At 66.7% G+C, this 17,378-nt stretch carries 20 protein-coding genes; 18 read left to right on the top strand and 2 right to left on the bottom strand.

The annotated features are described in order from the left end of the window. Positions 1-465: 465 nt before the first annotated feature. From ACQKKX_RS18565 to ACQKKX_RS18550, 4 genes are all read left to right on the top strand, one after another. Positions 466-1,665, top strand: a complete 1,200-nt coding sequence (locus ACQKKX_RS18565; protein WP_427572762.1) for a phage portal protein — start codon at positions 466-468, stop codon at positions 1,663-1,665. A gap of 55 nt (positions 1,666-1,720) precedes the next feature. Further along, positions 1,721-1,984, top strand: coding sequence for a CopG family ribbon-helix-helix protein (locus ACQKKX_RS18560; RefSeq protein ID WP_427572761.1), 264 nt, complete (start codon positions 1,721-1,723; stop codon positions 1,982-1,984). A 146-nt stretch (positions 1,985-2,130) separates the two neighbouring features. Beyond that, the gene (locus ACQKKX_RS18555; protein ID WP_427572760.1) at positions 2,131-2,280 is read left to right on the top strand and encodes a hypothetical protein; all 150 of its coding nucleotides are present in this window, start codon (positions 2,131-2,133) and stop codon (positions 2,278-2,280) included. 325 nt (positions 2,281-2,605) lie between these two features. Then, positions 2,606-2,947 (top strand): DUF6107 family protein, encoded by a 342-nt coding sequence (locus tag ACQKKX_RS18550; protein ID WP_427572758.1) that lies wholly within the window; start codon positions 2,606-2,608, stop codon positions 2,945-2,947. Between the two features lie 3 nt (positions 2,948-2,950). Here the strand turns inward: ACQKKX_RS18550 and ACQKKX_RS18545 are convergent, their stop codons facing one another. Next, positions 2,951-3,190 carry a hypothetical protein gene (locus ACQKKX_RS18545; RefSeq protein WP_427572757.1) on the bottom strand — a complete coding sequence of 80 codons (240 nt, stop codon included), beginning with the start codon at positions 3,188-3,190 and terminating at the stop codon, positions 2,951-2,953. Between the two features lie 111 nt (positions 3,191-3,301). Here ACQKKX_RS18545 and ACQKKX_RS18540 point away from each other — a divergent pair, with 111 nt between their 5' ends. The 5 genes from ACQKKX_RS18540 to ACQKKX_RS18520 all read left to right on the top strand — a co-directional run bounded on the left by ACQKKX_RS18540 (position 3,302) and on the right by ACQKKX_RS18520 (position 6,639). Beyond that, positions 3,302-3,877 (top strand): HK97 family phage prohead protease, encoded by a 576-nt coding sequence (locus tag ACQKKX_RS18540; RefSeq protein WP_427572756.1) that lies wholly within the window; start codon positions 3,302-3,304, stop codon positions 3,875-3,877. Positions 3,878-3,921: 44 nt separating this feature from the next. Further along, on the top strand, positions 3,922-5,202 hold the full coding sequence (locus ACQKKX_RS18535) for a phage major capsid protein (RefSeq protein ID WP_427572755.1): 1,281 nt from the start codon (positions 3,922-3,924) through the stop codon (positions 5,200-5,202). Between the two features lie 115 nt (positions 5,203-5,317). Further along, positions 5,318-5,887, top strand: a complete 570-nt coding sequence (locus ACQKKX_RS18530) for a head-tail connector protein (RefSeq protein ID WP_427572754.1) — start codon at positions 5,318-5,320, stop codon at positions 5,885-5,887. A gap of 3 nt (positions 5,888-5,890) precedes the next feature. Beyond that, positions 5,891-6,229: a phage head closure protein gene (locus ACQKKX_RS18525; RefSeq protein ID WP_427572752.1), complete on the top strand. Its 339-nt coding sequence runs from the start codon at positions 5,891-5,893 to the stop codon at positions 6,227-6,229. Next, the gene (locus ACQKKX_RS18520; protein ID WP_427572898.1) at positions 6,229-6,639 is read left to right on the top strand and encodes a DUF3168 domain-containing protein; all 411 of its coding nucleotides are present in this window, start codon (positions 6,229-6,231) and stop codon (positions 6,637-6,639) included. Before ACQKKX_RS18525 ends, ACQKKX_RS18520 begins: the two co-directional genes overlap by 1 nt. Here the strand turns inward: ACQKKX_RS18520 and ACQKKX_RS18515 are convergent. After that, complete coding sequence (locus ACQKKX_RS18515; protein WP_427572750.1) at positions 6,602-7,822, bottom strand: MFS transporter; 1,221 nt, start codon at positions 7,820-7,822, stop codon at positions 6,602-6,604. The genes ACQKKX_RS18520 and ACQKKX_RS18515 overlap by 38 nt on opposite strands. 256 nt (positions 7,823-8,078) lie before the next feature. On the opposite strand from ACQKKX_RS18515, the gene ACQKKX_RS18510 reads away from it, so the two are divergent. The 9 genes from ACQKKX_RS18510 to ACQKKX_RS18470 all read left to right on the top strand — a co-directional run bounded on the left by ACQKKX_RS18510 (position 8,079) and on the right by ACQKKX_RS18470 (position 17,376). Next, the gene (locus tag ACQKKX_RS18510; RefSeq protein ID WP_427572749.1) at positions 8,079-8,486 is read left to right on the top strand and encodes a phage major tail protein, TP901-1 family; all 408 of its coding nucleotides are present in this window, start codon (positions 8,079-8,081) and stop codon (positions 8,484-8,486) included. Beyond that, positions 8,486-8,878, top strand: a complete 393-nt coding sequence (locus ACQKKX_RS18505; protein WP_427572748.1) for a gene transfer agent family protein — start codon at positions 8,486-8,488, stop codon at positions 8,876-8,878. Before ACQKKX_RS18510 ends, ACQKKX_RS18505 begins: the two co-directional genes overlap by 1 nt. Continuing rightward, positions 8,875-9,108 carry a rcc01693 family protein gene (locus tag ACQKKX_RS18500; RefSeq protein WP_427572746.1) on the top strand — a complete coding sequence of 78 codons (234 nt, stop codon included), beginning with the start codon at positions 8,875-8,877 and terminating at the stop codon, positions 9,106-9,108. The genes ACQKKX_RS18505 and ACQKKX_RS18500 overlap by 4 nt, the downstream gene beginning before the upstream one ends. A 63-nt stretch (positions 9,109-9,171) precedes the next feature. Next, positions 9,172-9,711, top strand: a complete 540-nt coding sequence (locus ACQKKX_RS18495; RefSeq protein WP_427572745.1) for a phage tail tape measure protein — start codon at positions 9,172-9,174, stop codon at positions 9,709-9,711. A 309-nt stretch (positions 9,712-10,020) separates the two neighbouring features. Further along, positions 10,021-10,221, top strand: coding sequence for a hypothetical protein (locus ACQKKX_RS18490; RefSeq protein ID WP_427572744.1), 201 nt, complete (start codon positions 10,021-10,023; stop codon positions 10,219-10,221). Between the two features lie 919 nt (positions 10,222-11,140). Then, a complete protein-coding gene (locus tag ACQKKX_RS18485; protein ID WP_427572742.1) occupies positions 11,141-11,776 on the top strand; it encodes a phage distal tail protein, Rcc01695 family in 636 nt (211 codons plus the stop codon). Next, positions 11,773-12,648, top strand: coding sequence for a DUF2163 domain-containing protein (locus ACQKKX_RS18480; RefSeq protein WP_427572741.1), 876 nt, complete (start codon positions 11,773-11,775; stop codon positions 12,646-12,648). The genes ACQKKX_RS18485 and ACQKKX_RS18480 overlap by 4 nt, the downstream gene beginning before the upstream one ends. Continuing rightward, positions 12,645-13,100, top strand: coding sequence for an NlpC/P60 family protein (locus ACQKKX_RS18475; RefSeq protein ID WP_427572739.1), 456 nt, complete (start codon positions 12,645-12,647; stop codon positions 13,098-13,100). Before ACQKKX_RS18480 ends, ACQKKX_RS18475 begins: the two co-directional genes overlap by 4 nt. A gap of 457 nt (positions 13,101-13,557) precedes the next feature. Continuing rightward, the gene (locus ACQKKX_RS18470; RefSeq protein WP_427572738.1) at positions 13,558-17,376 is read left to right on the top strand and encodes a baseplate multidomain protein megatron; all 3,819 of its coding nucleotides are present in this window, start codon (positions 13,558-13,560) and stop codon (positions 17,374-17,376) included. The last annotated feature ends 2 nt before the right edge of the window (positions 17,377-17,378 follow it).

Below are 17,378 nucleotides of genomic sequence, written 5' to 3'. Positions count from 1 at the left end.
TGCGGGGTGCTGACGGCGAGAGGCGTTGATGGCGGGGCAGAAAAGCAGGCGGTGTCGTCTGTGCCCCAGAAAAGCGATCTCGCAGCCGGCTCGGGGTAGGGAACCTGCGGCACTGACGGCATCGCTGAGAAAGGCCGGTTTTGCAGCAGGGGGCCAGGATGTGGACGCAGCATCGCTATCGAGCTGCGACGGCCTGGGCCGATGCGGGGTGCTGACGGCGAGAGGCGTTGATGGCGGGGCAGAAAAGCAGGCGGTGTCGCCGGCCCCTTCGAGAAGGGCGATCTCGCAGCCGGGTCGGAGGGCAGGGAGGCTGCGGCATTGACGGGGTTGCTGAGAAAGGCCGGTTTGCAGCAGGGGCCGGGGGTACGGCGCAGCGCTGTTATTGACGACGCACGGGCTTCGGCGATGAGGGCCGGTAGTGGGGACATGGCGCGCGGGGCCGCGCTCAACAGAGGATCGATCGCGATGAAATCTCCTTTTCGGCGGCCATGGTTTCTTGCGCGGCAGGACAAGGCGGGGACGGTTTCGCCTGTCTCCGAAGTGAAGGCCCAGGCGGCCGCCCTGGCTTCGGGTTTTGCGATGCTTGCATCTGATGGGACGGCGCATTGGTCGGGCCGTAGCTATGCCGCCCTGGCGCGGGCCGGGTTCATGCGCAACCCGGTGGCGCATCGGGCGGTGCGGATGATCACCGAGGCGGCCGCCTGCGTGCCCTGGCTGGCCTATGAAGGGCCTGAGGAGAAGGCCGATCATGCGGCGCTGACGCTCCTGGCGCGACCGAATGCACGCCAGGTCGGGGCGGATTTCTTCGAGACGCTGTACGGGCATCTTCTTCTGTCCGGCAATGCCTATGTGGAGGCGCTGGCCGTTGGCGGGCGGGTGCGGGAACTGCATCTGCTGCGGCCCGACCGGGTGGCGATCGTCGAGGGGCGGGACGGCTGGCCCTTGGCCTATGACTACCGAGCCGGCGGCGTCGTGCGGCGTCTGCCGGCGGAAGCCGAGGCGACATCGGGCGCAGCCGCGCTGCTGCACCTGAAACTGTTTCACCCGCTGGACGACCATTGCGGCCTGTCGCCGCTTGCAGCCTCTGGCGCGGCGCTCGACCTTTCCAATGCGGCGGCCGGCTGGAACAAGGCGCTGCTCGACAATTCGGCACGGCCGTCCGGCGCGCTCGTCTATCAGCCCAAGGACGGCGGCAATCTTTCGCCCGACCAGTACGAACGGCTGAAGGAGGAACTGGAGGCCGGTTATGCCGGCGCCGTCAATGCGGGGCGGCCGCTGCTCCTGGAGGGCGGGCTCGACTGGAAGGCGATGGCGCTTTCGCCCAAGGATATGGATTTCATGGAGGCGAAGAACGGTGCGGCGCGCGACATCGCGCTCGGCCTCGGCGTGCCGCCCATGCTGCTCGGCATTCCCGGCGACAATACCTATGCCAATTATCAGGAGGCGCACCGTGCCTTCTACCGCCTGACCGTGCTGCCAATGATTTTTCGCACGGCGGCGAGTTTTTCGGTCTGGCTCGCAGCAGCGTTCGACGTGCCGCTGCGGCTGGCGCCGGATCTCGACCAGGTGGTGGGCCTGGCCGCCGAGCGCGACGCGCTGTGGACGCGGGTAGGGGCGGCGACGTTTCTCACCGATGAGGAGAAGCGCGAGGCCGTGGGCTATTGAGAATACGGGCAGAAGGGCGTAGGTTGTAATACGGCGTATTACAAAGGAGGGTCCCATGACCGACAAGCCTGTTCTGTCCGATCCGATCACGCTACGCGTACCGCTCGACATTCTCGATGATATCGAAAAGATCGCGCAGGCCAGCGAACGCAGTCGCAGCTGGGTGATCGTGCGGGCTTTGAAGTATTATTTGATGGCGGAGGGAGCGGAAGTTCTCAGCATTCAGCGCGGATTTGATGATATCGAGGCCGGCCGATGTGTGGATGCGGAGGAGTTTTTCACGCAGCTTGATCGTATGGACCGCGAGGACGCTGCGTAATGAAAGTCATCCTAGCGGAGGAAGCAATACGATATGTGAATCGGGAAAAAGCTTATCTTTCCGTTCATAGCAGACGCGCATCGCTTGCTTTCTCCGAACAGGTAAAGAAGGCGATCAGATTGATCGGGCGATATTCCGAGATTGGCATGAGCGTCGCTCCCGTCGAAGGCGTGCGGCGCTGGGTATCCGCACCTTACCACTTCGATTACGTCATCAAGAGCGATCGTATCCTGATCGTGTCCATTCTCCATGCACGCCAGGGACCTGCCGATCTCGAAAAGGACGCGGATATCTGATCGCTTCATCCGAAGGGTGAAGAGATTCACTCAACCGCGCAAGCTCCGCACTCAACCTTGCAAGACGTGGAGGCAAGTGATTATGCGGACTGTAAAAAACCGGAAACGTTAAAGCGGTTTGTGAGCGTTCTGGCCGGGGTTATGCAACCGGGAACGTAGCGGCGCGCTATGGGCGATGCCCCGGCAGCGGGTTTTGCTGCCTCCCGCCTTCTGCCTGGAACGAGGCCCAGGCGAATGGCCGTATCGAGAACGGGATCCGAGCAGCTCTAAGGCGAGCGCGGTCCGACATCTGACAGATCCTCAGTCTTGCAGGGAATGATTAACAATGGCTGAACTCGGCACCGATCTGGGAGCCGGTCTCGGAAACGATGCCGGCGTGTGGACCGCAAGGGCGCTCGGCGCCGTGGCCGGTGCGGCCGTTTCGCTGATCTATCTTCTGCCCGAAAACCGGCGCGAGGCGTTGAGCCGCTTCGTCACCGGGGTCAGCTGCGGGCTGATCTTCGGCGGGCCGGCCGGGATCTGGCTGGCCGAGCGCGCCGACATCGCCGATGCGGTATCGGCCACCGACATGATGCTGGCCGGCTCGGCCGCGGCCAGCCTGTGTGCCTGGTGGGTGCTGGGTGCGCTGTCGAGGATCGCGTCCCGCTATGGGCGAAAATCGGGATAGGCGTCAGCAGTCGCCACCGCCGCCGCCATCGCCGCTGCCACCGAAACCGCTGTCCGAAATGCAATGGCTGATGGCGGCGGCGGTGAACACCATGCCGTCGGGCTTGCTGTCGCTATGGACGGTCGCTGCGGCGAAGCGCCGCTTTCTGGAAAGACCGGGGAGCCTGATGGCAAGGTAGATGGCGCCGGCGATGATGGCGGAGCCGGACACGAAGCCGAGGGCGATCAGGAACAGCGTCTGCATGTCTTCCTCCCGCGCGGGGTGCGGAGACGATCATAGCGCGAGCGGTTGCGGGCCTCAAGAGCGGGCGCCGACCGGTTTTGCGGCCTTTCATACCATGACGAGGAGGATTTCATGCACGCTTATCGCGGGCCACGCCCCCATGCGCGCAAATTTGCCAATCTCGAACTGGCCGGCGTCACCGGCGACGGGGTGTTTTGCGGCTATGCCAGCGTGTTTGGCGAGGTCGATCTCGGCCGTGACACGATCGAGCGCGGCGCGTTCCGGCATTCGCTTGTCGAGCGTGGCGCCGGGCAGGTGCGCATGCTCTACCAGCACGACCCGGCCGAGCCGATCGGCGCCTGGAAGACCATCCGCGAGGATGCCCGCGGGCTCTATGTGGAAGGCCTGCTGTCGCCCGGCGTGACGCGGGCCCGCGAGGTGTTTTCGCTGATGAAGACGGGCGCGCTGGACGGGCTGTCGATCGGGTTTCGCAGCGTCAAGGCGCGCACGGACGCCAAGACCGGCGTGCGGCGTATTCTCGAAGCCGAGCTTTGGGAAATTTCCGTCGTCACCTTTCCGATGCTGCCTTCGGCGCGGGTGTCGGACGTCAAGCATGCGCGCTTTTTCCGCGACCGCGAAACCGAGCTTGCCCGCCAGATGCGAAGGGCGGCCCGGATGATGTTCGCCCCGCGCTTCAAGCCGACCTGAAAGGCAGTTCGAACCTGAAATTCCAACCTGTGAGGATGACCGACATGACGGAACAGACGCGTATGGCAGTGCCGAAAATGGCGCCGGAAGTGAAGGCCGTGCCGGATACGGTGACGGCGGCTTTCGAAGATTTCATGGAGGCGTTCGAAGCCTTCAAGGAGGTCAATGACCGGCGCCTCGGCGAGATCGAGGAAAAGATGAGCGCCGATGTGGTGACGCGCGACAAGATGGAGCGCATCAACCGCGCAATCGACGACAACAAGAAGGCACTGGACCACCTGCTTCTGAAAAAGGCGCGCCCGGCGCTGGGGGCGGGCCGGGACGCGACATCGCGCGAGACGGGACCGGAATTTGCCGAGCACAAGGCGGCCTTCGACGCCTATATCCGGCGGGGCGACGACCAGGGTCTGCGCGAACTCGAGGCCAAGGCGTTTTCCGGCGCCGGCGGGGCCGATGGCGGCTATCTGGTGCCGCCGGAAACCGACGACGAGATCGGCCGGCGGATTTCCGTCGTGTCGCCGATGCGCGCGCTTTCGACGGTGCGCACGGTTTCGGGCGCAGTGCTGAAAAAGCCGTTCGCGGCGGCGGGGCTGGCCACCGGCTGGGTCTCCGAAACGGCGGCGCGGCCGCAGACCGATACGCCGCAGCTTTCCGAACTGACCTTCCCGACCATGGAACTCTACGCCATGCCGGCCGCCACGCAGGCGCTGCTCGACGATGCGGCTGTCGACATCGAAGCCTGGATCGCCGGCGAGGTGGACATGGTGTTCGCCGAGCAGGAGGGCGACGCCTTCATCCGCGGCGACGGCATCAACAAGCCCAAGGGCTTCCTGTCCTATCCGACGGTTGCCGAGAAGGACTGGAGCTGGGGCAGCCTCGGTCACGTGGCAACCGGCGTCGCCGGTGCATTCAAGGCAGCCAACCCTTCCGACACGCTGGTCGACGTGATCTATGCGCTCAAGGCCAAGCACCGCCAGAACGCCACCTTCATGATGAACCGCCGCAGCCAGGCGGAGCTGCGCAAATTCAAGGACGCGGACGGCAATTACCTGTGGCGTCCGCCGGCCGTGGCCGGGCAGGCCGCCTCGCTGATCGGCTTCCCGGTGGCCGAGGCCGAGGAGATGCCGGATATCGCCGCCAATGCGCCGGCGATCGCCTTCGGCGACTTCCGCTCCGGCTATCTCGTGGTCGATCGGGCCGGCGTGCGTATTCTGCGCGATCCCTATTCGGCCAAGCCCTATGTGCTGTTCTACACGACCAAGCGTGTCGGTGGTGGGGTACAGAATTTCGAAGCGATCAAGGTGGTGAAGTTTTCTGCTGCGTGAGCGGCGGTGGTGAATGGCGAATGGTAAGTAGAGGGCGACCCGGATTGGCGGTCGCCTTCTTTCGTTCGGCATGCTCGCGCCTTGCACCTCATATCGCAACCTTGCGGGACCTCTGATGACCTATATCCTGACCACTCCACCGACGGCGGAGCCGATCACGCTTGCCGAAGCCAAAGCGCATCTGCGCCTCGACGGCGACGAGGAGGATGCGCTTGTCGCGTCTCTCGTCGCCACGGCTCGCCAGCATCTGGAGCGCGAGACCGGGCTTTGCCTGCTGGCGCAGAACTGGCGGCTGTGTCTTGATGCCTGGCCGCGAGACGGCATCGTGAAGATTGCCAGATATCCTCTGCGCGCCATCGAGGCCGTGACGGTTTACGACCATGCCGGCATGCCGGCCGAAGTATCGCTTAACGCGCATCTGCTCGATGGCGAGGCGCGGCCGGCACGCCTTTGGCTGCGCGATCCGCCGGCACCGGGACAGGCGATGAACGGGATCGAGATTACGTTTGCTGCCGGTTTCGGGGAGGCGGGAACCGACGTGCCGGACGTGCTGAAACGGGCATTGCTGGTGCATGTGGCGCACATGTTTGCGTTTCGTGGTGTCGTGGCGGCGCAGGATCAGCCCGCTGGCATTCCGCAAGGCTATGAGCGGCTGATTGCCGCCTGGCGCCAGCGGAGGCTTTGAGCCATGCCGGTTACGTTTTTCGATCCCGGACAGATGACGGCGCGGCTGGATCTCGAAACGGCCGAGCCCCAGCCGGACGGGCAGGGTGGGGCAGTACCTCGCTGGTCGGTCGTCTCGTCGATGTGGGCACGGATCGAACCGGTTTCCTTCGTGGTGACGGAAAAGGGCGCGGCGGCGGAGACGGCGGTGGTGACGCACCGGATCTGGGTGCGGTTTCGCGACGGCATTGCCGGCGGGCAAAGGTTTTGCCGGGGCAGCCGGGTATTTGCCATCAAGGCGGTGCGCGACCCCGACGAGACGGGGCGTTACCTCGTGTGTCATTGCGAGGAGGAGGGCGTATGATGGTGGCGGCCAATGCGCTGATGACGGCGATTTTCGCGCGGCTTTCCGGCGATCCCGAACTGACCGCTCTGGTGGGTCCTGAAGGCGTGCGCGACCGCCTGCTGGCGCGGGCGACAATGCCCTGTATCGTGTTCGGCGGGATCGACAGCCGCCCGGCCGACGGGGAGACGCTGGAGGTGCATCTGATCACGCTCGATGTGTGGTCGCTGGCGGAAGGGCGGCGCGAGGCGCAAGCGATCGCGGCCCGGGTGCACGCGCTTCTGCACGACGCGGCGCTGGTGCTGGGGGACGGATTGCTGGTCAGCCTGCTGCATCGCGGGACGCGCACGCGGCGTGAGCCGAAGACGAAATTTCAGCTGGCAGAGATGCGTTTCAGGGCCGTGACGGAGCAGCCGCCGCCCGCGCTTTGACCCGACGGACCAATGCGATCAGCATGATGATGGCCGCAAGCGCGACGCCCGCGAGCAGGATGGCGATGGCGACGGCACTGGCACTGCCGGCGCGATCGATCAGACCGGTGAAAATGACGGGAGCTAGCGCATTGGCGATGTTTTGCGGCATGGCGAGGCGGGTCGCCTGCCGGCCGTAGTCGCGCGGCGAAAACAGCGCCAGCGGCAGAAGCGCGCGGGCCACAACGAGGATGCCCGAGCCGAAGCCGTAAAGCGCGATGAAAAGCCAGAGCGTTGCGGCCGATGCCGGCAGAATGAGAAGGCCGGCAAAGGCCGCGACCATGAGGCTGCAGCCGGTGACCGAGGTGACGAAAGGACTGCCGCGCCTGCCGAGCGCCATGTCGACGCCGCGGGCGGAAATGCCGAGGACGCCGCGGGCGGCGGCGAGCTGCAGCGCAAATTGCGGCGTGGCGCCGAACCGCTCCAGCACTTCGAGAAGCGACGGCGACAGGCCGAAGGTGACGAAGGATGCGATGGAGGTGGTGATCGCCACGAGAAGAAAGGCGCGTTTTCGTTCGCCCTCGCGTAGTGGCACCGGTTCAAGATCGCTCCTGGCATCCGCGGTTTCATGGGCAAGGGGCTTGGGAAGGCCGAACAGATAGAGCGGTACGCAGACGACCGCATGCAGGACGGCCGCCATCAGAAACGTCTGGCGCCAGCCGGCCATGTCCGTGGCAAGGCTGAGCAGGGGCCAGAAGATCGTCGCCGACAGGCCGGTGAACAGCATCAGGATGGCGATCGTGCGGCGACCGTCTGAACCTTCGCGCTCGACGACGGCGGTAAAGGCGGGTGCGGACAGGACGAAGCCGCCGCCGAGCCCGAGAACGACCCAGGCGGCGGCATAGGTGAAGAGGCCACCCGATGCGGCGAGAAGACACAGGCCGGCGGCGAAGAACAGCGAGCCGGCCGCCATGACGCGGGCAGCCCCGTGGCGCTCCATCAGCCGTCCGACAAGCGGGCTGACCAGCGCGCTCACCATCATCATCACCGACAGGCCGGCATAGACGACCTCGTTTGCAAGGCCGAGATCGGGCGCCAGCCTGCGGCCGAGCACGCCGACGGATTCGAAGGTCGTGCCCCAGCCGATCAGCTGCGTGACGGCAAGAACGCCGATGATCCGGGCTGAACGGCGTGAAGAGGACATGGGAAGACGCGGCTCGACAACGGGCAAGGGGGCGGACAAGAGGGCGGGCGGGACCGGGCAAAAAGGTCATGCCGGTCCCCGTCGGTCCTGATGTCTAGCAGGCGCTGCCGCAGGCGGGAAGCGCGTTTGCGGCGTCTGATCACAGGAGCCCAGATCACGGGTGTTCAGATCACGGGTGTCCAGATCACGGGGGCCCAGATACAGGCCCCCAGATACAGGGCACCCAGATTAGAAGGATTGGCAAGGGAGCACGGGCATGGTGGCGCAAAAGGGCAAGGACCTGTTGTTGAAGCTGGACGGCGGCAGCGGCTTTCAGACCGTGGCGGGGCTTAGGTCGCGCCGGCTGGCCTTCAATACGCAGACGGTGGATGTGACCGATGCCGAAAGCGCGGGGCGCTGGCGGGAACTGCTGGGGGGCGCCGGCGTGCAGCGGGCTTCGCTGACCGGGGCCGGCATTTTCAAGGACCAGGCATCGGATGCCCTGGTGCGCGAGACGTTTTTTGCTGGTGCCATTCTCGTCTGGCAGGTGCTGATCCCCGATTTCGGCAGGATCAGCGGACCGTTCCAGATCACCGCGCTCGAATATTCCGGCGATCACGACGGCGAGGTGCGTTTCGAACTGGCGCTGGAATCGGCCGGCAGCCTTGCGTTTGGAGCCGTGTGATGGCGGCGGCGGGCCTTTCGGCAAAACCCGGCGCGCGCGCCAACCGCCGGCGTGGCGAGGTGGAGGCGGTGCTGGACGGCGAGTGCCGCATCCTGTGCCTGACGCTCGGCGCGCTGGCGGAACTGGAAACCGCCTTTGCGGTCGGCGACCTGACCGGGCTTGCGGCCCGTTTCGCGTCCGGACAGCTCAAGGCCGGCGACATGATCTGCCTGATCGGGGCGGGCCTGCGCGGCGGCGGCAACCTGTTGTCGGACGCCGATGTGGCGGCGATGAGCGTCGAGGGCGGACTTGCCGGTTATGCGCGCGTCGTCGGCGATCTGCTGGAGGCGACCTTCGGGGAGGCTTCGGGCGGCGACGAGACGGCGCAAGGAGTGGTTGTCGCAAACCCTTGAGTGCCGCAGCGGGCGAAGCGACGGGTGTGGAACCGTTTCCATGGGATGCGGTGATCCATGTCGGACTTTGCCGGCTGCGGCTGGCCCCCTCGACGTTCTGGGCGCTGACGCCGCGGGAATTTTTTGCCATGGCCGGCGGTCTGGCCAGGAGCGTCGCCGGCAAGAGCGCCGGGCCGCTCCTGTCGCGTGAGCAACTGCAAGGATTGATGACGGCCTTTCCGGACGGATGAAAAACGCAGCCGGCGAAGGCCTGGCCTTGAATGTGACAATGACCGGCAGATCGGAGCTGTGGAATGGAAGAAGACGGGACGATGACCGACACGGTTTCGGGCGCGCAGGCGCTGAGCGAGGTCATGGCCGATCTCGAGGCGCGCTCGCACCGGTTCGGGTCGGCGCTGACGGCGGCCCTGCGTTCGGCCACGGTCGGCGGGCGCGGGCTCGACGACGTGCTGAAGGGACTTGGCAACCGGCTGACCGATATCGCGCTTGCCGCAGGGTTGAAGCCGCTGGAGGGCCTCCTGTCGAATGCGATCGGCTCCTTCGTCGGCTCCGTGACGCCCTTTGCCGATGGCGGCGTGGTGCGCAGCCCAAGCTTCTTTCCCATGGGCGGCGGCAACCTGGGCCTGATGGGCGAAGCCGGCGCGGAGGCGATCCTGCCGCTGCGGCGCGGACCGGACGGCGCGCTCGGGGTTGCAACCGGTGGCGGCGGCGCACCGATGCCGCAGATCGTCTTCAATGTGACGGCGACCGATGCGGCAAGCTTTCGCAAGAGCGAAGGCCAGATCGCCGCCCTTCTGGTGCGCAGCGTGGCGCGCGGACAGCGCGGCGTGTGAGCGAGCGCGTCTTGGGCGGAAGAATGGCGATGTCTGCCCGCATGGCGGGGCGGCTTCCGCTGTAGCGCGGACCGGATCGTGTGCTCGGCGTGGCAACTGGCGGCTGCGGCGCTCTGATGCGCAGATCGCCTTCAACGTGACGGCGACCGATGCGGCGCTCTTTTCCAAGAGAAGGCCAGATCGCCGCCCTTCTGGTGCGCAGCGTGGCGCGCGGACAGCGCGGCGTGTGAGCGAGCGCGTCTTGGGCGGGAGAATGGCGATGTCTGCCGGCATGACGGGTGGCTTCCGCTGTAGCGCGGACCGGATCGTGTGCTCGGCGTAGCGACCGGCGGCCGTACCCCGATGCCGCAGATCGCCTTCAACGTGACGGCGAGCGATGCGGTGCGCTTTTGCAAGGGCGAAAGCCAGATCGCCGTTCTGGAGGGTAGCGCTGCGCGTGGACAGCGGCGTGTGAGATGGCCCGCCTTGGTCGGGGAATGGACACGTTCGCTTGCATTGCGGGGCGGGTGACGTTGCGGCGCTGACGGTGCGACTGGTTCGGCGTAGCAGCTGCCGGCGGCAGTGTCCCAATACTGCAGATCGTCTCAAGGTGACGGCGAGCGATACGGCACGCTTTCGCTGGAGTGAAAGCCAGATTGCCGCCTTCCGGCGTGCAGCGTCGCCCGCGGACAGTGCGGCGTGTGAGACGGCGCCCCGGACAGGAATGGAGGCGTCGGCCGGCATGACGGAACGGCTACGGCTGCGGCGTGGATTGGACTAGACAGCGCGCTCGGTGGCGACGGCGGCGGCAGTGCCCGATGCCGCAGATCGTCTCAAGGTGACGGCGACGGATGCGGTGCGCCTTCGCAAGAGTGATGGCCAGATTGTCGCCTTCCGGCGGGCGGCGTAGCGGGTTGACAGTGCGGCGCTGAGGACGGCGCGCCTTGGGCCGGGACGCGTCCGCTTGCCTTGTGGAGCGGCTAACAGTTGCGGCGTGGACGGCGCGCTCGGGTGGTGACCGGCGGCCGCAGCGCCCGGCGGCGGCCATGCCTCGATGTCGCAGATCGTCCCAAGGTGGCGGCGAGCGATGCGGTGCGCTTTTGCGAGAGCGAAAGCCAGATCGCCGTTCGGGAGGGTAGCGTTGCGCGTGGACAGCGGCGCGTGAGACCGCACGCCTTGAGCCCGGAGATTGGCAATGTCTGGCCGCAGGGCGAAGCGCATATGGGTTTCGGAGTGCGTCTGGGCTGTGCTGGGCTGGACAAGACCGCGCGGCGCGGGACGGGACCGGCGCGTGGGACGGCCGCGTGGCACATTGGCGGCTTAGGGCGAACCGAAGGCGAGCCGATCGGATCTGGCTCCGTGCCGGCACGCCGTTGCGGAGCCACATGCGGGTCGGGCGGCCTCGACGATGGCGGGGAGGCGGCAATGACAATCAATGGAGCGGTCAAGGATGAGTGGCTTTCATGACGTGCGGTTTCCCCTCCGGGTGGCTTTGGGGGTGAGCGGCGGCCCCGTGCGGCGCACCGAGATCGTCAATCTTTCCAACGGCCGCGAGCAGCGCAACGGCCGCTGGCGCCATTCGCGGCGCAGCTATGATGCCGGTTCGGGCATCCGCTCGATCTCCGATCTCTACGAAGTTCTGGCGTTTTTCGAAGCCCGCGGCGGGCAGCTTTACGGCTTTCGCTTTCGCGATCCGCTCGACTGGAAATCCTGCGGGCCGTTGCAGGCGGTGTCGGCGGACGATCAGGTGATCGGGGTGGGCGACGGGCAGCGCCGCGTGTTCCAGCTGGCGAAGACCTATGCGGATGCCGGCGGCGGCTTCGAGCGCGCGATCGCAAAGCCGGTGGCGGGATCGCTGCTGCTGGCAGTGGACGGCGATCCGGTTGCGCAAGGGTGGGCGCTGGATCCCGGCACGGGCGCAGTGACCTTCGCCGCCGAGGCGGTGCCGGCGCCTGGAGCCGTGGTGACGGCGGGCTACGAATTCGACGTGCCAGTGCGCTTCGATATCGACCGGATCGATGTCAACCTTTCCGGCTTCGATGCCGGGCGCATTCCGACCATTCCGCTGACGGAGATCCTGCCATGAGAGCCATACCGGCGCCGCTTGCGGCGCATCTGGAAGGCGATGTCACCACCCTATGTCATTGCTGGCGGGTGACACGCCGCGACGGGGTCGTCCTCGGCTTTACAGATCACGACGGCGACCTTATCGCCGACGGCACGCTGTTTTTTGCGTCGAGCGGATTTGCCGCCAGCGAGGCGCAGACCGAGAGCGGGCTTTCGGCAAGCGCCGACACGGTGGCGGGCGGCTTTTCCAGCGATCTCATCGCCGAGGCGGATCTGGCATCCGGCGTCTTCGACGGCGCGCGGGTGGAGCTTCTCGCCGTCAACTGGCAAGCGCCGGATCAGACGATGCGGCTCAGCCTGCGCGAGATCGGCGAAGTCAGCCGCGCCGGCGGGCAGTTTACCGCCGAGCTGCGCAGCCTGGCGCACCGGCTCGACCAGCCGCAGGGACGGGTCTATGGGCGGCGTTGCGATGCGCGCCTGGGAGACGGCCGGTGCCGGGTGGATATTTCCGCCTATCGCGGCCGCGGCATGGTGCTGACGGCACGCGATCGCTCGCGGCTGACGGTTGCCGGCCTTGCGGGTTTCGCCAGCGGCTTTTTCAGTCGAGGCCGGTTGTCGTTCGATGCGGGGGACGCGTTCGAGATCGACAGCCATGGTCTTGCGCCTGACGGCACGGCGCAGCTTGACCTGTGGTTGCCGGCCGAGCGGGAGATTGCTGCAGGCGAGGCGTTTTCCGTGACGGCCGGCTGCGACAAGAGCTTTGCGACATGTCGGGAGAAATTTGCCAATCAGTTGAACTTTCGCGGGTTTCCGCATGTGCCCGGGGCGGATTTCGCCTATTCCTTCGCCGATGGGGAGCGGCTGCATGACGGCAGCCCGATCTTCCCGTGATCGCCGTGGAGACGCCGACCGGCGCACGCGTGGTGCAACTGGCCGAACAATGGATCGGCACGCCCTATCGGCATCAGGGCGCCACACTCGGCGTCGGCTGCGATTGTATCGGGCTGATCCGCGGCGTGTGGCGGGCGCTTTATGGCGCCGAGCCGGAGGTCGTTCCGCCTTACGCCGCGGACTGGGCCGAACGCGGTGGCAACGACCGGCTGCTGGCGGCCGGGCTGCGTCTGTTCGGGCCGCCGGTGGCAATGGCCGCGATGATGCCGGGCGACGTTCTCCTGTTTCGCTGGCGGCCCGATTGCGCGGCCAAGCATGCCGGCATTTTTTGCGGAGACGATCGGTTCATCCACGCCTACGAGCAGGCGGCGGTGACGCGCTCGGTGCTGGTGCCCTCATGGCGGCGACGCATTGCGGCCGTGCACCGGTTCGGCGACGCGCAGAGCCGTTGAGGTCGATTTGCTGGCGGCCACGACAGATGGCGTCATGGGAGTCTGGCGTGGCTAACGTGTCCGGGCAAGTCGTGGCCTCGGAGGCGTGAAGGTCCGGTGGCCATTGCAGCCTTCCTGCGTCGGCGTTCCTGATGTCTGCCGGGATGATAGCGGGGGCTGAACAGCCGAGCATGTGCTGTTGGGCGTTTCGATATGGTGGACATGACAGGCGTGGCCGGGCGACCGCTGTGAGCAGCGGGACGGGCGCGGCTGTTGTGACGCCTTGACAGCGTTCCGTTGTCGGGTGGCCGCCTCGGCTGCTGATCGGCTGCTGATCGGCTGCTGATCGGCTGCTGATCGGCTGCTGATCGGCTGCTGATCGGCTGCGTTACAAGACGATGGACGGCGAGGCCCGTCGGGTTCCGCTGGGTGACGGGCATCGGCCCATTTTTCCTTTTCGACAGATGTGAGGTTTTCTGTGGCCACGATCCTCTTCCAGGCGGCGGGGGCCGCGCTTGGCGGCGTCTTCGGACCTGTTGGGGCGATTATCGGGCGGGCGGCGGGCGCGCTGGCTGGTAGCGCCGTCGATCGTGCACTGATCAATGGCAGCCGCACGGTTTCGGGCGCACGGCTGGCGACGGCGCGTATTCCCGGCGCCGACGAGGGCACGGCCATCAACCGGGTTTATGGCACCGCCAGGGTTGGCGGCACGCTGATCTGGGCGACGCGCTTTCAGGAAAGAGTGACGCGCGAACGCAGCGGCGCCAAGGCGACGCGCGGGCCGACGATCGAGACGTTTTCCTATTTCGGCAATCTGGCCGTGGGGATCTGCGAGGGACCGATTGCCGGGGTGCGGCGGGTCTGGGCGGACGGAAGGGAACTGGACCTCACCGGCATCGAAATGCGGGTCTATGACGGTTCGCCGGACCAGTTGCCGGACCCGTTGATCGAGGCCAAGCAGGGCGAGGGCCGCGCGCCGGCCTATCGCGGGCTCGCCTATGCTGTGTTCGACCATCTGCCGCTCGACACGTTCGGCAACCGGTTGCCGCTGATGCAGTTCGAGGTATTGCGTCCGGTGGGCGTGCTGGAGAAGCAGATCCGCGCGGTCACGATCATTCCCGGCGCGACGGAGCATGGCTATGCGACGGTGCCGGTCAAGGAGACGGTCGCAGAGGGGTCGGCACGGATCCTCAACCGCAATACATTGACGGCGGCGACCGACTGGCAAGCGTCGATCGACGAACTGGTATCGGTCTGCCCGAACCTCGAACGGGTGGCGCTGGTCGTTTCCTGGTTCGCGACCGATCTGCGGGCCGGCGCCTGCCGCATCCTGCCCGGCGTGGAAGTACGCCATCGCGACGGCGAAAGCCTGACATGGTCGGTCGCGGGCCTCGGTCGCGGCGATGCGCATCTCATCAGCAGCAGGGCCGGCGATGGTGAAGGAGGCGGGCCGGCCTATGGCGGTACGCCGGGTGATGCGGACCTGCGCCAAGCCATCGCTGACCTGAAGGCGCGCGGTCTTGAAGTCTATCTCTATCCATTCGTCATGATGGATGTGCCGACGAACAACGGTTTGCCTGATCCCTATGGTGGGGCCATGCAGGCGGCCTATCCCTGGCGTGGGCGCATGACCTGCCACCCGGCGCCGGGGCAGGCAGGCTCGCCTGACCGGAGCTCTGCTGCGCGGGCGCAGATCGAGAGTTTCTCGGCCCGCCCGGATGGCTATCGGCGGATGCTCCTGCATTACGCGCGCCTGTGCGCGGCGGCCGGCGGCGTCGACGGCCTGATCCTTGGTTCGGAACTGCGCGGGCTGACGCAGGTGCGCGACGAGGACGGCGGCTTTCCCTTTGTGCGCGAACTCGTGCGGCTGGCGCAGGATGTCCGGGCGATCGTCGGACCCGCGACGAAACTGACCTATGGGGCCGACTGGAGCGAATATTTCGGCTATCATCCGCAGGACGGTTCCGGCGATGTGTTCTTCCATCTCGATCCGCTTTGGGCCTCTGCCGCCATCGATGCGGTCGGCATCGACAATTACATGCCGCTCAGCGACTGGCGCGATGACGATCTGGCTGCGGCAAACCCGGACGGCGCACGCGTTGCCGACGACGCGGCGGCGATGCAAAGGGCGATCACCGGCGGCGAGGGGTTCGACTGGTATTATGCCAGCGATGACGACCGGGCGGCACGGCGTCGCCTGCCGATCGAGGACGGACTGGCGGCAAAGCCGTGGACGTTCCGCAACAAGGATCTGTCCGGCTGGTGGAGCAACCTGCATTTCGACCGGGCGGGCGGACGCGAACGCGCGCAGCCGACGGCATGGCGGCCGGGCGCAAAGCCGATATGGTTCACCGAACTCGGCTGTGCGGCGATCGACAAGGGCGCCAACGCACCGAACCTGTTTCTCGACCCGAAATCCTCGGAAAGCCAGGCGCCCGGCTTTTCCAGCGGGGCGCGCTGCGACAGCATGCAGCGGCGTTTTCTGGAGGCGCATCACGGTTGGTGGCAGGCAGGCCCGCAGGTCGAACAACGCATGGTCGATCCCGGTCATATTTTCGTCTGGAGCTGGGATGCGCGGCCCTATCCCGCCTTTCCCGAGGATCTTTCGGTGTGGAGCGATGGCGGCAACTGGCGCACCGGCCATTGGCTGAACGGGCGGCTGGGCGCGACCACGCTCGCCGATACGATTGCCGCCATCCTGAGCGAGCACGGGTTCGAGGATTTCGACGTATCGCAGGTTAGCGGCGATCTGACCGGCTATGTGCAGGGCGAGCTTGCCTCCGCGCGCGCGCTGATCGAGCCTCTGCTTCTGGCCTTCCGCATCGATGTGACGGAGGCGGATGGATGCCTAACATTCCGATCGCGCGGAAAGACCAGCCATCCGCCGCGCGACATCGGCGTACTGGCGGACCTCGACGAGCAGCCGCTCTGGTCGGAAACGCGCGGCCATGACAGCGATTTTGCCGCCGAAGCCATCCTGACCTCGTTCGACCCGGCGCTCGATTACGAACAGGCCAGCGCGCGCTCGCGCATGGCCGATGCGCAAAGTCGGCGCGTGCTGCGCTGCGACCTGGCCGGTGTGCTGGCGCAGGAGACCGCCCAGGCCGCGGCCGAGGACCTGTTGCGCGACAACCGGACGGCGCGGCGCAGCATTGCCTTTGCCCTGTCGCCTACGGAACTGGCGCTGGAGACCGGTGATGCGGTGCGCATCGCCGGAGGACCGGATGGCGTCTTTCTGATCGAGCGCATCGAGGACGGGGCAGTGCGGCGCATCGAGGCGTGCCGGCACATGCCGGCAGCGGCGAGCGCGGTTTCGCCGCCAAGGGGTGGTGGCCGCCTCGTTACCGGCCAGGCGTCGGCTGCCTTCGCGCCCATCGTGCATTTCCTCGACCTGCCGCGGTTCGAACCGGGAGAGGCGGCGAGCTTTGCCCGCGTAGCGGCCTTTTGCCGGCCGTGGCGGCGCATGGCGATATCGTCTTCGGCAAGCGGCGAAGGCTTCCGGACACGCACGCTGATCGAGCGGCCGGCCCGGATCGGCCGGCTGACGGCGCCGCTGGCCGCCGGTCGTGTCAGCGGCCGGATCGACCGTGCCGGCGATCTGCAATGCGAACTGTTCTTCGACGGGCTGGCCTCGGCGGACAGGCTCTCGGTGCTGAACGGCGACAACCGGCTGGCCGTCAGGACGACCTCCGGCGCCTGGGAGGTGATCGGCTTTGCCACGGCGCAGGAGGTTGCGGCGGGCCGCTGGCGGCTGACGGAGCTTCTGCGCGGGCTGGGCGGCAGCGAGGACGCGATGGCTTCCGGTGCGGATGCGGGCGCGGCCGTGGTGGTTCTCGATGCCGCCGTGGTGCCGCTCGGTCTCGCTTTTGAGGAGCGTGGCGCGGGGCTGAACTGGATCGTGGAAGCGGCCGGACTGTCGGGCGAGCGGGCCGGACCCTTTGCCTTTACCGGCGGATTGCGGGCCGAAACGCCGCTTTCGCCCGTGCATCTGCGGGGTGACTGGCGGGCCGACGGCAGCATTGCGCTCTCCTGGCGGCGACGTGGGCGAGCGGATGCCGACAGCTGGGAAGGTGCGGACATTCCCGCCGACGAGCCCGATGAACGCTACCGGCTGGACATCCTCGCCGACCATTCGGTGGTCCGCGTGGTCGAGGTCTCCGAACCGTTCTTCCTTTATACAGCGGGTGCGCAGACCGGTGATTTCGGGGCGTTGCAATCGCGCCTTTCGCTGCGGCTGCGCCAACTGGGGCGCGCGGTGGCGCTCGGGGGCGCGACGAGCGCGACGATCAGTTCTTAAAC

The organism is Neorhizobium sp. NPDC001467 (genome assembly GCF_050275975.1).
Classification (GTDB): Bacteria; Pseudomonadota; Alphaproteobacteria; order Rhizobiales; family Rhizobiaceae; genus Neorhizobium.
This window is presented reverse-complemented; position numbering and strand designations above follow the sequence as displayed.